General features: G+C 56.4%; 11 protein-coding genes and 2 pseudogenes. 5 read left to right on the forward strand and 8 right to left on the reverse strand.

What is annotated here, in order from left to right; translation table 11 throughout:
• Window positions 1–5 precede the first annotated feature (5 nt).
• Together AC4LF3_RS16610 and AC4LF3_RS16615 are read left to right on the forward strand one after the other, a co-directional pair.
• Entirely contained in the window at window positions 6–644 is a 639-nt protein-coding gene (locus AC4LF3_RS16610; RefSeq protein WP_491835881.1) for a 7-cyano-7-deazaguanine/7-aminomethyl-7-deazaguanine transporter, read from the forward strand.
• Between the two features lie 270 nt (window positions 645–914).
• Window positions 915–2534 carry a glucan biosynthesis protein D gene (locus tag AC4LF3_RS16615; RefSeq protein ID WP_491835883.1) on the forward strand — a complete coding sequence of 540 codons (1620 nt, stop codon included), beginning with the start codon at window positions 915–917 and terminating at the stop codon, window positions 2532–2534.
• Between the two features lie 86 nt (window positions 2535–2620).
• On the opposite strand, the gene AC4LF3_RS16620 is transcribed toward AC4LF3_RS16615, so the two are convergent.
• Together AC4LF3_RS16620 and AC4LF3_RS16625 are read right to left on the reverse strand one after the other, a co-directional pair.
• Window positions 2621–3484, reverse strand: coding sequence for a methyl-accepting chemotaxis protein (locus AC4LF3_RS16620; RefSeq protein ID WP_349681643.1), 864 nt, complete (start codon window positions 3482–3484; stop codon window positions 2621–2623).
• Window positions 3476–4240 (reverse strand): annotated as a pseudogene (locus tag AC4LF3_RS16625) (MCP four helix bundle domain-containing protein); the annotation flags it as partial. The gene AC4LF3_RS16620 and the pseudogene AC4LF3_RS16625, both read right to left, overlap by 9 nt.
• A gap of 237 nt (window positions 4241–4477) precedes the next feature.
• Between AC4LF3_RS16625 and AC4LF3_RS16630 the strand changes: the two are divergent.
• Window positions 4478–4981 (forward strand): GNAT family N-acetyltransferase, encoded by a 504-nt coding sequence (locus AC4LF3_RS16630; RefSeq protein ID WP_074822156.1) that lies wholly within the window; start codon window positions 4478–4480, stop codon window positions 4979–4981.
• A 14-nt stretch (window positions 4982–4995) separates the two neighbouring features.
• Here AC4LF3_RS16630 and AC4LF3_RS16635 read toward each other — a convergent pair whose 3' ends face one another.
• Window positions 4996–5904 (reverse strand): LysR family transcriptional regulator, encoded by a 909-nt coding sequence (locus AC4LF3_RS16635; RefSeq protein WP_239382479.1) that lies wholly within the window; start codon window positions 5902–5904, stop codon window positions 4996–4998.
• Window positions 5905–6036: 132 nt separating this feature from the next.
• Here AC4LF3_RS16635 and AC4LF3_RS16640 point away from each other — a divergent pair, with 132 nt between their 5' ends.
• Window positions 6037–6774 carry an SDR family oxidoreductase gene (locus AC4LF3_RS16640; RefSeq protein ID WP_491835886.1) on the forward strand — a complete coding sequence of 246 codons (738 nt, stop codon included), beginning with the start codon at window positions 6037–6039 and terminating at the stop codon, window positions 6772–6774.
• Window positions 6775–6908: 134 nt separating this feature from the next.
• On the opposite strand, the pseudogene AC4LF3_RS16645 reads toward AC4LF3_RS16640, so the two are convergent.
• Window positions 6909–8037, reverse strand: a pseudogene (locus AC4LF3_RS16645) (FAD-binding oxidoreductase).
• A 138-nt stretch (window positions 8038–8175) separates the two neighbouring features.
• Between AC4LF3_RS16645 and AC4LF3_RS16650 the strand changes: the two are divergent.
• Window positions 8176–8811: a LysE family translocator gene (locus AC4LF3_RS16650; RefSeq protein WP_312270436.1), complete on the forward strand. Its 636-nt coding sequence runs from the start codon at window positions 8176–8178 to the stop codon at window positions 8809–8811.
• A 46-nt stretch (window positions 8812–8857) separates the two neighbouring features.
• Here the strand turns inward: AC4LF3_RS16650 and AC4LF3_RS16655 are convergent, their stop codons facing one another.
• From AC4LF3_RS16655 to exaC, 4 genes are all read right to left on the reverse strand, one after another.
• Window positions 8858–10420: a sensor histidine kinase gene (locus tag AC4LF3_RS16655; protein WP_491835888.1), complete on the reverse strand. Its 1563-nt coding sequence runs from the start codon at window positions 10418–10420 to the stop codon at window positions 8858–8860.
• Window positions 10377–11195 carry an alpha/beta fold hydrolase gene (locus AC4LF3_RS16660; protein WP_491835891.1) on the reverse strand — a complete coding sequence of 273 codons (819 nt, stop codon included), beginning with the start codon at window positions 11193–11195 and terminating at the stop codon, window positions 10377–10379. Before AC4LF3_RS16660 ends, AC4LF3_RS16655 begins: the two co-directional genes overlap by 44 nt.
• Before the next feature lie 230 nt (window positions 11196–11425).
• Entirely contained in the window at window positions 11426–12457 is a 1032-nt protein-coding gene (gene adhP, locus AC4LF3_RS16665; RefSeq protein WP_491835893.1) for an alcohol dehydrogenase AdhP, read from the reverse strand.
• Between the two features lie 206 nt (window positions 12458–12663).
• Window positions 12664–14184, reverse strand: coding sequence for an acetaldehyde dehydrogenase ExaC (exaC, locus tag AC4LF3_RS16670; protein ID WP_019366011.1), 1521 nt, complete (start codon window positions 14182–14184; stop codon window positions 12664–12666).
• Window positions 14185–14203 lie beyond the last annotated feature (19 nt).

Below are 14203 nucleotides of genomic sequence, written 5' to 3' on the forward strand. Positions count from 1 at the left end.
GCATCATGCAACTGACCTCTTCCGTCAGGCGCTCGGCATTGGCCGGCCTGATTGGCTTTCATATCCTGATCATCATCGCAAGTAACTACCTCGTCCAGCTGCCGCTCAACCTGTTTGGCTGGCATACGACCTGGGGCGCATTCAGCTTTCCGTTCATCTTTCTGGCCACTGACTTGACGGTGCGGATTCTCGGCAAGGGCCCGGCGCGCCAGGTCATTGCCCGGGTCATGGTGCCGGCGCTGGTCGTTTCGTACATTCTTTCCGTGCTGTTTCAGGAGGGTGCGTTCCGCGGTCTGGATGCCTTGGCGCAATTCAATACCTTTGTACTGCGTATCTCATTGGCGAGCTTTTTTGCCTATGTGCTGGGCCAGCTGGTGGACATCCATGTCTTTGATCGTCTGCGTCAGCTGCAGCAATGGTGGATAGCACCTACCGCCTCGACGATACTGGGCAACCTGCTCGATACCTTCGCCTTTTTCTCTATTGCCTTCTGGCACAGCGATAACCCTTTCATGGCCGAGCATTGGGTGGAGATTGCCTGGGTCGACTATACCGTCAAGCTCAGCGTCAGCCTGCTCTTGTTCCTGCCGCTCTACGGGGTGCTGCTGAGTGCCATCGAGCGCATGCTGCTGCGCCACGCCTGACAGGATTCGTGTCGGACTATGTCTCATCTGCCCCAGCGGGACAGATGAGACAACCCCTGGAAACACCCTGAAAAGGCATTCCAGACCCAAATCGACAGCTTTGTGCGGTGTTTTACAGTTTCCGAAACAGAATCGAACTGTTCTCGTTCGCAAACATCTCTTACCCTCAGCCGCTGCGTTGAGGATTATTCGAGACAGGTCTTTGTTATCGGACAGAGCCGGCCCCGTTGCCACAGCGCTTGACGACACCTTAGTCACATAGGTTCATGTATGCACCGCAGAGATCTTCTGAAAGCTTCACTGGCCTTTGCCGCGTATACCGGTCTTCCTTCGACGACCGTATTCGCCGCTCAATCCCTGTCTGGCGCCTCCAGCCAGGATGTAGAACCGTTCGAGTTCGATCTGCTGAAAAATCAGGCCAAGCAGATGGCAGCCAGTGCCTATGTGGATACGTCTCAGCAGTTGCCGCCCACGCTGGCAAAAATGACGCCACAGCAGTTCAACGCCATTCAGTACGATGCCAACGAGTCGCTCTGGCATGACCTGAAAGGCCAGCTCGATGTTCAGTTCTTCCATGTTGGCATGGGCTTCAAACAGCCGGTCCGCATGTACAGCGTTGATCCCAAGAAAAAGCAGGCCACGGAAATCCATTTCCGGCCTCAGATGTTCAAGTACGAGAACAGCGGCGTCGACCAGTCACAGCTCAAGGGCGACCTGGGCTTTGCAGGCTTCAAGGTGTTCAAGTCTCCTGAGCTGACGCAGCATGATATCGTCTCGTTCCTGGGGGCAAGCTACTTCCGCGCAGTGGACGACACCAAGCAGTACGGCTTGTCTGCTCGTGGCCTTGCCATCAATAACTTCTCGGATACGGTGGAGGAATTCCCGAACTTCACCAAGTTCTGGTTCGAGACGCCCGAGCCGCACAGCACGCGCTTTGTAGTCTATGCCCTGCTCGACTCGCCCAGCGCGACCGGTGCATATCGCTTCGACATCGACTGCCGCGCCACGCAGGTGGTAATGGCAATCGACGCTAATATCTATGCGCGCAAGGAAATCAAGCAGCTGGGTATTGCGCCGATGACGAGCATGTTCAGCTGCGGCACCCATGAGCGCCGCATGTGCGACACCATCCACCCGCAGATCCACGACTCCGACCGCCTCTACATGTGGCGCGGTAATGGCGAGTGGGTGTGCCGTCCGCTGAATAACCCCGCCAAGCTTCAGTTCAATGCGTTCGAAGACAAAAACCCCAAGGGTTTTGGCCTCGTGCAGAGCGACCATGAGTTTTCCAGCTATCAAGATACGGTGGACTGGTACAGCCGCCGCCCAAGCCTGTGGGTCGAGCCCACTACGGAATGGGGTGAAGGCAGCATTGATCTGCTGGAAATCCCGACAACCGGCGAAACGCTCGATAACATCGTGGCCTGCTGGAATCCCAAGGTGCCTATCACGGCGGGCAAAGAGCTGCGCTATGGCTACAAGCTCTACTGGAGCGCGCTGCCGCCGGTTAGAACACCGCTGGCACAGGTCCATGCGACGCGCTCCGGCATGGGCGGCTTCGTAGAGGGGTGGGCGCCGGGTGAGCACTATCCAGACGTCTGGGCCCGCCGCTTTGCGGTGGACTTCGTGGGCGGTGGCCTGGATACCCTCCCCCAAGGCACCGGAATCGAGCCCGTCGTCAAGGTCTCGAGCGGTGAGCTGAAAGACTTCCACGTCCTCTGGATACCGGACATCAAAGGCTATCGTGTGATCTTTGACTGGTATCCGACCAGCGATAGCGTGGACCCGGTAGACATGCGCCTGTTCATCCGCACCAACGACCGAACGCTCAGCGAAACATGGCTGTATCAATACTTCCCGCCAGCGCCTGAGCGCCGTCGCTACCCTTGATCTGTAGGAATAGTGCATGAAAAAAGCGGCTCTTGTGAGCCGCTTTTTATTGCGCGAAAAGAAGTTACAGCCGATAGGCGACTGAGTTACAGAGCGAACCGCCGGATCATGCCGTTGAGGTCCGTTGCCAGACGCGACAATTCATGGCTGGCCACGCCTGTCTGTTCTGCGCCAGAGGCTGTCTGCTGGGACAGGTCGCGGATGCGCACCAGATTGCGATCCACCTCGCGAGCAACCTGCGCCTGCTCTTCAGCGGCAGTTGCGATAACCAGGTTACGCTCGTTAATACCCATGACCGCACAGGTAATGCTGTGCAGAGCCTGTTCAGCAGCGCTCGCCTTATCCATAGTCTCCCCTGCCTGCTCGGCACTGCTTTGCAATGCACTTACAGTTTCGCGCGTACCGACCTGAATCTGGCCGATCATACTCTCGATTTCGCGAGTCGACTCACCGGTCCGGTGGGCCAGGGCGCGTACTTCATCGGCAACCACTGCAAAGCCCCGTCCGGCATCTCCAGCTCGTGCAGCCTCGATCGCTGCGTTCAGGGCCAACAGGTTAGTCTGTTCTGCCACAGCACGAATAACATCGAGAACCTTGCTGATGTTTTGCGTTTGCGCAGCCAACGCTTCCGCTCGCTGAGAAGCTCCCAGCACGTTGCTCACCATGGACTGGATCGACTCAATGGTTTCGCTGAGTTGAGCCTGGCCCTGCTCGGCGGTACGGGTGGACGCTTTGGATTCCTCCGAAGTAGCCACTGCATTGGAGGCCACTTCATCCACCGCAGCACTCATCTCGGTTACGGCCGTCGCTGCAAGATCCAGTTCACTGTTTTGCTGTTGAATATCCCGCTTGCTTTCCTGGGTAATGTTGCTCATTTCCTCCGCAGCAGCTGCAAGCTGGTTGGCAGAACCCTCGATTTCGCCCAATGTTGTACGCAGGTTTTCCTGCATGAGGTTCAAGGACTGAAGCAGTTGAGCTGCTTCATCTACACCTTGGGTATCGATACGCCCCGTAAGATCGTTTTGCGCAATCTGTTGGGCCACGCTGACCGCCGAACGAATTGGTAAAATGATGCTACGGCTAAAAAACCAGGCAAGCAGTGCACCAAACAAGACAGCCAAAGTAATGGCTGTAATGGCAATGGTGCGTGCCTGAGTGTAGGCATTGTTGGCATTATTACCTGCACCTTGCGCTTCTTTCTGGTTATGGTTTGCCAGAACTTCAATCTGCGCATTGATAACGTCTGCGTAGGAAGAAACACTGCGAAGAACTTTCAACGCCTCTTCCGGCTTTTTAGCCTCCATCAGGGAGATAACCTTATATATGGCTTCTTTATAAACCTGATAAGAGTCGCCTAGCGTCTTCATGGCATTAACTTCTTCCGGCGCATCGGCATCCTTGTTGTAATCTGCCATGACGCGCTCGACCTTAGCCGTTATTTTGGAAAATCGCTCCTTATATTTGGTTTGCTCTTCCGGCAGGTCGTATACATAGAGTTGCAGTGCTGTGGTACGCAAACGGGCAAGTGCAATGCCAAGCTCATCGCCTAAAGCCAGACTGGGTAACGATTCGTTCTGAATGACCTCGCCGGACTTTCTGATCTCCGCCATCTGGAGCAGGCAAAAGACACCAAGCCCAAACAGCAGGATAATAATGAGACCAAAACATAATACGGTCCGTTGTGCGATTCTCATGCGTCTTAGCATACACACATCCTTTGCCTGAAAAGGCAAACTGCAGGGCTATAAAGATGCAGATATTTAATCTGCAAAAAGAATTCTGGCAAACAAACTTATCGGCTAAAAATCAGGGACCATGAATAAATTTTCAATATGAAGGATCAATAAAATACTTATTACCAAGCACTATGTGAAAACCTTGTTAAGATCTTTAAAAAAGCAGCTGGTTATAATTAAATAAACTACTTTTTATTACCGTTCATCATGGTTATCCACCGTCTTTGTCCAGATCATGCAATCAGTTACCGCACCCTGATGCTTGAGGCTTATGCCTTGCATCCGGAAGCTTTTACCTCCAGCGAGGCGGAGCGCGCGGTGCTACCGTTGGACTGGTGGCGATCCCGGCTGGAAAGCGATGCGGTATTTGGCGCATTCGACAAGGATCAGCTGCTGGGTGTAACAGGACTTTCCTTCGAATCTCGAGAAAAGATCAGGCACAAGGCCACTCTGTTTGGCATGTACGTTCCACAGCGGTTTGGCCGTCAAGGCATCGGCTTTCATCTGATCCAAGCTGTACTGGAGCATGCCCGACATCGCGAAGACATCAGGCTGGTACAGCTTACCGTCACGGAAGGCAACCACACCGCACTGCGCCTGTATGAACGTTGCGGTTTTGAGGTGTTCGGGGTAGAGCCGATGGCGGTCTCCATTGGCAAAGCCTTCGTCAACAAGGTCCACCTCTGGCAAGAAATCCATCCAGCCAAATAAAACCAACTGCCAGCTCAGGTTATCGGGTCAAAACGGTCGCGGTACAGGTCAGTCAGCCACTCCACAAAAACTCTCACTCGAGGCGATATCTGCCTGTGTTGGGGATAGAGCAATGAAACCGGCAGGCCCGGCGTAGCAAACTCTTGTAGAACCGCCTTCAGCCGCCCCGCTTTCAGGTATTTTTCCACCCGAAAGCGAGGCACCTGAATCAAACCGCAACCGCTCAGGGCTGCGCGGGTATAGCACTCGGCATCGTTGACGGAGATCCAACCGCCAAGATCGCACTCGATAACCTCCCCCTCAACCTGAAAGGTAAAGGGGTAACGAATGTCGTGGCTGCTGGCGAAGAAGCCGACGGCCTGATGCCGGGTCAACTCATCTGGATGCTTTGGCACACCATAGCGGGCAAAGTAGCCAGGGCTTGCACAGACCACCTCGGGCATGAGCGCCAGCCTTTTTACGATCAGCGTTGAGTCCCTAGGGTGCCCTGCCCGTACCACACAATCGATTCCTTCACGCACCAGATCCACCAACCGATCACCGCTGCTGATGGACAACTCAATGTCTGGATAACGCTGCCGGAATTCGGCGATTCGAGGAAGGATGATTCGTGTGGCATGACTGCCGTGCAGATCGACGCGAAGCATGCCGCGCGGATTGGCCGCAATGGCGCTCAGGGAAGACTCAGCCTCTTCGAGATCTGCCAGAATACGAGAGCATCGCTCGTAATAGGCCTGACCATCGAGCGTTGTGCGGACCTGCCGGGTGGTACGTTCCAGCAGGCGCGTTCCCAACCGCTTCTCCAGCTCCTTAACCGCGTGGGTTGCCGTAGCCCGAGGGATACCTAGGGCATTGGCTGCCTGCGTGAAGCTGCCCAGCTCGACGATACGGGTAAACAGCCGCAGCGACTCGAATCTATCCATGACTTCAGCCCATTGTTGGTGCCTGTTGAACGGTCTTACCAAGTTCTGTGCATTTATCCAATGCCAATGAATTGCAAAAAATGACAGCCATGAAAGGGCTGGACGTTCCGGCCCTGCCTTTAGGAGTCGGACATGCCGCATTCATCCCGTACAGCCATTGTTACCGGCGCTTCCCGTGGTATCGGACACGCCATTGCCAAACGTCTCGCCCAGGCAGGCTTTTCCGTTGCCATTCAGTACGCCCACAGCCGAGGCCCTGCGGAGGCTTTGGTGGCTGAAATAGAGTCACTGGGAGGTAATGCCCTCGCGGTCAGAGGCGACGTTGCCACTCTGGAAGATGTGCAGACCCTGTTCAAGGCGGCCAAGGAAGCCTACGGACGGATCGATATAGTCGTGAACAGCGCCGGTATCATGACCAATACTCCTGTTTCGGCAGGTGACCTGGAGGCGTTTGACCGAATGATGGCCGTCAACCTGCGCGGCACGTTTCTGGTGTTGAGCCAGGCGGCGCAGCAGGTGGAGCGTGGCGGCCGGATCATTGCGCTATCCAGCAGCGTGATCGCCAAATCGCTGCCCACGTACGGCCCCTATATCGCCACAAAGGCTGGCGTTGAAGGTTTGGTCAGAGTATTGGCTAATGAATTGCGCGGTCAAAACATCACCGTCAATGCCATTGCGCCCGGCCCGGTGGCAACCGAGCTCTTTCTTAGTGACAAAAGTGAGGAGCAGATCCGGCAGATCGAACAGGCTACACCGCTTGAGCGCCTCGGAACGTCTGAGGACATCGCCGAGGTGGTGGCGTTTCTGGCAAGCCCTGCAGGCAGCTGGATCAACGCGCAAGTCATCCGCGCCAATGGCGGGTTCGCCTGATCCTATCGTCCGCCCCTGCTCTGTCCCAGAAAGTACACCATGCGTCTTTCCTAGGGTATACAAAGATCCGATCTATAAAAAGGTATGTAAAGCTGGCCCGCTGTTATTTCCAGGCGGGCCTGCTTGCCGAGGCGTCAGACATCGGCGTCCGGGAGCACCTTCCCTGGGTTGAGAATTCCCTGGGGGTCCAGCGCCATTTTGAGGGTGCGCATGGTGTTCACTGCGGCGCCATGCTCAAGCGTCATGAACTTGATCTTGCCCGACCCTACGCCATGCTCGCCCGTGGCGGGCCTTCCAGAGCGCGTTACGCGAGTCGGCATCGGCCGCAGCGACAAAGCTCAGCGCCCCGTTGCCCTCGGTGATTGATTGGGTCAGCTCTACCTGTTCGGCAACGCCTGCCGGTGAGCCGTGAAATTCGAAGAACAAGGTGGGCCGCTCATCCAGCGTCATCTTTGAATAGCGGTTCACAGCCATGATAGTCCGCGCATCCAGCAGCTCGACCCGGGCGACAGGAATACCGTATTGGATGATCGTTACCACCGAGGTCACAGCGCTCTCTACATCGGGAAAGGTACATACCGCAGCGGACGTGATTTCCGGAATGCCATAGAGCCTCAAGGTCACTTCGGTGATGATCCCCAGCGTACCTTCCGAGCCCACAAACAGCCGCGTCAGGTCATAACCCGCCGAGGACTTGCGGGCACGGTTGGCCGTCTTGATGATTTGGCCATCGGCCAACACTACGGTCAGCGACAGGACATTCTCCCGCATGGTCCCGTAGCGTACGGCATTGGTCCCGGAGGCACGTGTTGCCGCCATGCCGCCCAGGGTGCTTTCTCCGCCCGGATCGATAGGGAAGAACAGTCCCGTGGCCCGCAGTTCGGTATTGAGCTGCTGGCGCGTCACTCCGGCTTCAACCGTGGCATCCAGATCGCCCGGGCGGACCGCCAGGATGCGCTGCATGCGACTAAGGTCTATACAGATACCACCCTTGAGCGCACAGACATGCCCTTCCAGCGAGGTGCCGCCCCCAAAGGGAACGATGGGAACGCCGTAGTGGGCGCAGACCTTGACGATGCGGGAGACTTCTTCGGTGCTATGTGCATAGCAGACGGCATCAGGCATCCGGGTCGCATGGTAGGACTCGCCATGACCATGCTGTTCACGCTCCGCGAGACTGGTTACGATCCGCTCACCGAGAAACGCCTGAATCTCCTCGATGACAGCAGATAATGGAGAGAGAAAGGGTTGTTGCGCATTCATGGGCCTTTCACCTTGTTCTTGTTGTATATAGCGAGTGCTCTAAGCTTAGCCCTTTCCTGCTGGCTTATTATTCAATCCATTGAACGTTTTCCGATGATATATAGATAGCCTAGAAACAATGTCTTGAACGGAGCCGTCATGCCTGAACTTTCACACCTGCTCGCCTTTGCGGCCATCACCCTGGGCATGGCGCTGACACCCGGACCAAACATGGTCTATCTGATTTCCCGCTCCATCTGCCAGGGCCGAACGGCTGGCATGATTTCCCTTGGCGGCGTGGCCCTGGGCTTTGCGTTCTACATGGTCTGTGCAGCCCTTGGAATCACTGCTCTGCTGATGGCGGTGCCCTTCGCCTACGATGCGCTGCGGATAGGCGGTGCGCTGTATCTGCTATATCTGGCCTGGCAGGCCGTGAAACCCGGCGGACGGTCTCCGTTTCAGGTCAGGGACCTACCCAAGGACAGTCCGCGCAAACTCTTCGCTATGGGCTTTGTGACCAACCTGCTCAATCCTAAAATTGCCGTGATCTACCTGTCCTTGCTGCCGCAGTTCATTTCGCCTGAGCAGGGCAGCGTGTTGACCCAGTCCCTGCTCCTGGGCGCGACGCAGATTCTGATCAGCGTAACCGTGAACGGATTGATCGCCTTTACGGCAGGCTCTATTGCAGCGTTTCTGGCAGGCCGCCCGTTATGGCTGACTGTTCAGCGGTGGCTGATGGGAACCGTACTGGCAGGGTTGGCCGTGCGAATGGTTAGTGAAAGCCGGCCAGCATAAATCCAAAACTGATCGAGGCGTGTTCTAACGGCAGGCTTCGGTCAGGCTAGGCACGCTCCATGGTTCTCCGCGGAAAGGTCGCGATAAAGGTTGTGCCTTCCCCAGCCGATGAGCGAACACGAATATCACCTTCATGGGCTCTTACAATTTCACGCACGATGAACAAGCCGAGCCCTACGCTGCGTGCCTTGCTGTTACCACTGCCACCGCGGGTCATGGGCTCAAACAATCTAGGCAATACATCGTCTGGAATAGGTACGCCATGGTTATGAACCGAGACCCAGAAGGTATCGCCCTCAATACCGGATGCTACAGTCACCGTACGGTCTGGAGCGCCATAGGCCATGGCATTGGAGACCAGGTTCCCAATGACCTGAGCAATGCGATCAGCATCCCCCATACACATGCCTTCCCCAAATGCTCCATGTTCCAGAGCTCGTCCGGGAAATGCGAGGGTCAGCTCGGTAACGTTGGCCGATACCAGTTTATGCAATTGGATAGGTTCGGGGGACAATGTGATTCCCTCTCCCACACGCGCCACAGTAAAGTCTAGCAGGTCGGCAATCAGCCGCTGCGCACGGTCCGTGGAATGCGTGAGATGCCCCAGCACCTGAGTTTGGGCAGGCGTGACTTCGCCTCGCTCTAACAGATGAATTCCCATCCTGATAGCTGATAGCGGGTTACGCAGGTCATGACTGACGATGCCTACCATCTGCTCGGCAAACAACGCGCGATCTTCCGCCTCTGCCCGCTGCTGGCTCAGCTCGGTAATATCCTGCAGGATGCCTACAAACTGATGCAGGGAGCCATCCTCCTTGAATAGCCCTCGCCCCGAAGAGCTCACTGTCCGCTGAACCCCATCCACACCATTAAGCCGATACACACAGCGATAGGCTTCACCATAGACGTTTAACGCCTGTGAGAAGGCTAGCTGCTCCCGCTCACGGTCTTCAGGCTCGATGAACGAGGCATACTGCTCTTCGGTGATGGTCTGGGGCGTCTCGAACCCCAGCAGGCTGGCAACTCCCTCTTCATAACGGCGTTCAGTGGTTTCGGGATTAACATCCCAGACCAGCAATTGACCAGACTCGAGCGCCAGCCGAAGTTTTGCCTGAGCCACTTCAAGAGCCTGCTGCGCCTCAAGCTGCTTGATCAATAGTTCTTCGGCCCGCCGCCGCGCCAGGATATGCTCGCGCTCGTATTTATGCCGATCTTCGGCCACGAAAATGGCCAGCTCATGAAAAACACCAGTGGCATACTCACGGCGTACGGCATTGAGAATAATCGGGATCGTATGCCCTGCCTGATGAACCAGATCAAGCTTGACCTCAGCCACGGAGCCTTGAATCTGTAACAGCGGCGCCCAATGGGTCTGGTGAAAAATACGCCCGCCCATCGTCAGCAGATCCTGTATCCGCCGCAAACCGACCAGTTCGGACGCACAGTAGCCCATCCACCGGCAAAAGGTTTTGTTGACGCGGCGAATGACCCCGTCCCGACTGGTAACCAAAAGCCCACAGGCAGCTTCTTCAAAGAGCGCCTCAGCATCCGGCAAACCGCTAGCGTCAAACGCCACTGGCGTCACGGCAACGCGTGCTGAGGAAAGCATTCATAGCGTTGATACTCGCATCCGGCTCACTCAGGTGAGGGCAATGCCCTACGTTATCAATGATCTTCAGTACGCTGTTCGGTAGCGTCCGATGCATATATTCACCTACCTGAATCGGTGCGATCAGATCATCGCTGCACTGAAGAATCAATGTATCGGTTTTGAGCCTGGCGAGTTCTGCCCGGTTATCCGAGGTAAACGTGACGCGAGCAAACTGTTTGGCAATCTCTGGATCGGTGCGGCAAAAACTGTTGGTCAGCTCCGCCCCCAGTTCCGGCTGGCCTGGCGCCCCCATGATGGCTGGAGCCATAGTGCTAGACCATCCCAAGTAGTTACTTTCCAGGGTTTCCAGCAGTGACTCGATATCACTACGGGTAAATCCGCCGAAATAGTCGCCATCGTTGATGTAGCAAGGCGACGGGCCAATCATGATATGGGCAGCAAAACGCTCTGGAGCAGCGATGTCTGCCAACATGCCAATCATCGCACTGACCGAGTGGCCAACAAATATCACCGGTCCTTGCGCAAACTCATCGATGATCTCAAGCACATCATCTGCGTAGCCCTTCAATGTGTTGTACTTTACACGATCATAGGCATTCAGATCTGAAGAGCCGCTTCCGACAAGGTCGTATAGCACTGTCCGGTAACGCCTGGCAAACACAGGGGCAAGAAAGCGCCACATATTCTGGTCGCAGCCAAAGCCATGGGAAAATACGATGGTAGAAGGCCCGCTACCAGTGACGTGAACGTTATTACGCGTCTGAACATTCATGCCCTTAGCTCCCAAAAGATGGCAGCGCCGGATTGTTTCACAAGCGGGCCCCCACGTCAGCCGGGATGACCATTGCCTTTCAGGTGAAGACATCCAGTTCTGTATGCGCTTATACAGGGAGAGCTAGTTGCTTGAGGCTAGTTGACACCAGATTAGAGCCGCTAGATAGGCGATATGATGTGTAAGCGGCACGTCCTGCCCAAAGGGTACAGAAACGTGCCGCAGAGCGGTCAGGACAGGCTCATATCGATCACGATACGTCCTTCGATTTTGCCTTCGTGCATCCGGGAAAAGATATCGTTGATGTTTTCGAGGGGTTCGGCTGCAACCGTCGCCTTGACCTTGCCCTCACCGGCAAACTCCAGGGCTTCCTGCAAATCCAGCCGCGTCCCGACAATGGAGCCGCGAACGGTCGTGCCGTTGAGGACCATGTCGAAGATCGATAGCGGAAACTCTCCCGGCGGAAGCCCGTTCAGGGCAATGGTGCCACCACGACGGGTCATGCCGATAGCCTGCTCGAATGCCTTGGGCGAGACAGCCGTGACCAGGGCACCGTGGGCGCCGCCGATTTCCTTTTTCAGATAGCCCGCCGGGTCCAGCTCACGGCAGTTGACCGTAACCTCGGCCCCCAGCCGGCGCGCCAGTTCCAGCTTCTTATCGTCCACATCGACTGCGGCCACGTTCATGCCCATGGCCTTGGCATACTGCACGGCCATGTGCCCAAGGCCCCCAATTCCGGAGATCACTACCCACTGCCCGGGCTTGGTTTCGGTCATCTTGAGTCCCTTGTAAACGGTCACCCCGGCACACAACACCGGCGCAATCTCCACAAAGCCCACATTATCCGGCAGCCGTCCCACGTAGCCGGCATCAGCCAGGGCATATTCGGCAAAGCCGCCGTTGACCGAGTAGCCCGTGTTCTTCTGATCCTCGCACAGTGTTTCCCAGCCCCCGAGGCAGTGTTCGCAATGACCACAGGTGGAGTACAACCATGGGATACCGACCCGATCCCCCTCCTTCACATGGGTGACGCCAGCGCCCACCCCGACCACATACCCAACCCCTTCATGCCCCGGGATGAAGGGCGGATTGGGTTTGACCGGCCAATCGCCTTCGGCGGCATGCAGGTCGGTATGGCACACCCCGGAGGCTTCGATCTTCACCAGGACCTGTCCTGCGCCTGGGGTAGGGACATCCACCTCCTCGATTTCCAGCGGTTTACCAAACTCACGAACGACGGCAGCTTTCATTGTTTTAGGCATGACGTGATCCCTCATGGATACATGACGTATGGAGTCGTGCTGGCAAATACAGGTCAATCGTTCCGGCGCTCCATACTGCAAGCCTGGAGCAAACAAGGCATAGAAATGATGACCTGGCTCAAGGAAGGCTCAGGTTGAGCCTTCACAGGAGTAGATACGCCGCAGTCCCAGGGGCCGATGAGGATTCACCGGCCCCCATGACGAGCCTAGAAGAAGCCCAGCGGATTCGTGTCGTAGCTGATCAGCAGGTTCTTGGTCTGCTGATAATGATCCAGCATCATCTTGTGGGTCTCGCGACCGATGCCGGACTTCTTGTAGCCACCGAATGCCGCATGGGCAGGATAGAGGTGATAGCAGTTGGTCCACACACGCCCGGCCTTGATGCCGCGACCCATGCGATACGCGCGATTGATATCCCGCGTCCAGACCCCCGCGCCCAGGCCAAACTCGGTATCGTTGGCAATGGCAAGCGCTTCGGCCTCGTCCTTGAACGTGGTCACGCCGATGACCGGCCCGAAGATCTCTTCCTGGAATACCCGCATCTTGTTGTGGCCCTTGAGCAGGGTCGGCTGGATGTAATACCCATTGGCCAGGTCGCCCTGCAGGGTTTCTACAGCGCCGCCAGTCAAAAATTCGGCCCCTTCGCCACGCGCGATTTCCAGGTACGAAACTATCTTTTCGAACTGCTGCTGAGAGGCCTGGGCGCCGACCATGGTGTCGGTGTCCAACGGATCACCGCGCTTGATCTGCGCAACCTTTTTCATGACTTCCGCCATGAACGGCTCATAGATAGATTCCTGCACCAGGGCGCGGGATGGACAGGTACACACCTCTCCCTGGTTGAAGAAGCCAAGCACCAGCCCTTCGGCCGCCTTTTCAATAAAGCTTTGCTCCGCACCCATGATGTCGTCGAAATAGATGTTGGGTGACTTGCCTCCCAACTCGACCGTACTTGGAATGATATTGGCCGCTGCGCACTTGAGGATGTGCGAGCCCACCGGCGTCGAGCCGGTAAAGGCAATCTTGGCGATGCGTGTGCTGGTCGCCAGGGCTTCCCCCGCCTCCTTGCCGTAGCCCTGCACAATATTGATCACACCGGGTGGCAGCAGGTCGCCAATCATCTCAACGAAGAGCGTAATGGAGAGCGGCGTCTGCTCGGCCGGTTTGAGCACCACACAGTTACCTGCAGCCAGCGCGGGCGCCAGCTTCCAGGCAGCCATCAGAAGCGGGAAGTTCCAGGGAATGATCTGCCCGACCACGCCGAGCGGCTCATGGAAGTGATACGCCGCCGTATGCTGGTCGATTTCGGCCGCCGTCCCCTCCTGAGCCCGGATACAACCTGCAAAGTAGCGGAAATGATCGGCAGCCAGCGGCACGTCGGCATTAAGGGTTTCACGCACGGCCTTGCCGTTGTCCCAGGTTTCGGCAATGGCCAGTTTTTCCAGATTCTGCTCGATGCGGTCGGCAATCTTGAGTAGGGTCAACGAGCGCGCTTGCACTGAGGTCTTGCCCCAGGCATCTGCCGCCGCATGGGCAGCATCTAACGCTTTTTCGATATCTTCAGCAGAGGAACGGGGAAACTCGCCAATCACAGAGCCATTGACCGGCGAGGTATTGGTGAAATATTGGCCTTTGACCGGCGGTACGAATTCGCCGCCGATGTAATTGCCGTAACGGGATTGCAGGGTGATCAGAGCACCTTGGCTGCCAGGGGCTGCGTAACGCATGGTGGTTCTCCCGATGTTG

The sequence above is a fragment of the Pseudomonas sp. C2.3V genome (genome assembly GCF_058536325.1).

Coding starts and splice junctions, on each gene's coding strand:
- AC4LF3_RS16610 (WP_491835881.1), top strand. CDS start 6: ATGCAACTGACCTCTTCCGTCAGGCGCTCGGCATTGGCCGGCCTGATT.
- AC4LF3_RS16615 (WP_491835883.1), top strand. CDS start 915: ATGCACCGCAGAGATCTTCTGAAAGCTTCACTGGCCTTTGCCGCGTAT.
- AC4LF3_RS16620 (WP_349681643.1), bottom strand. CDS start 3,484: ATGCAGGAAAACCTGCGTACAACATTGGGCGAAATCGAGGGTTCTGCC.
- AC4LF3_RS16630 (WP_074822156.1), top strand. CDS start 4,478: ATGGTTATCCACCGTCTTTGTCCAGATCATGCAATCAGTTACCGCACC.
- AC4LF3_RS16635 (WP_239382479.1), bottom strand. CDS start 5,904: ATGGATAGATTCGAGTCGCTGCGGCTGTTTACCCGTATCGTCGAGCTG.
- AC4LF3_RS16640 (WP_491835886.1), top strand. CDS start 6,037: ATGCCGCATTCATCCCGTACAGCCATTGTTACCGGCGCTTCCCGTGGT.
- AC4LF3_RS16650 (WP_312270436.1), top strand. CDS start 8,176: ATGCCTGAACTTTCACACCTGCTCGCCTTTGCGGCCATCACCCTGGGC.
- AC4LF3_RS16655 (WP_491835888.1), bottom strand. CDS start 10,420: ATGCTTTCCTCAGCACGCGTTGCCGTGACGCCAGTGGCGTTTGACGCT.
- AC4LF3_RS16660 (WP_491835891.1), bottom strand. CDS start 11,195: ATGAATGTTCAGACGCGTAATAACGTTCACGTCACTGGTAGCGGGCCT.
- adhP (WP_491835893.1), bottom strand. CDS start 12,457: ATGCCTAAAACAATGAAAGCTGCCGTCGTTCGTGAGTTTGGTAAACCG.
- exaC (WP_019366011.1), bottom strand. CDS start 14,184: ATGCGTTACGCAGCCCCTGGCAGCCAAGGTGCTCTGATCACCCTGCAA.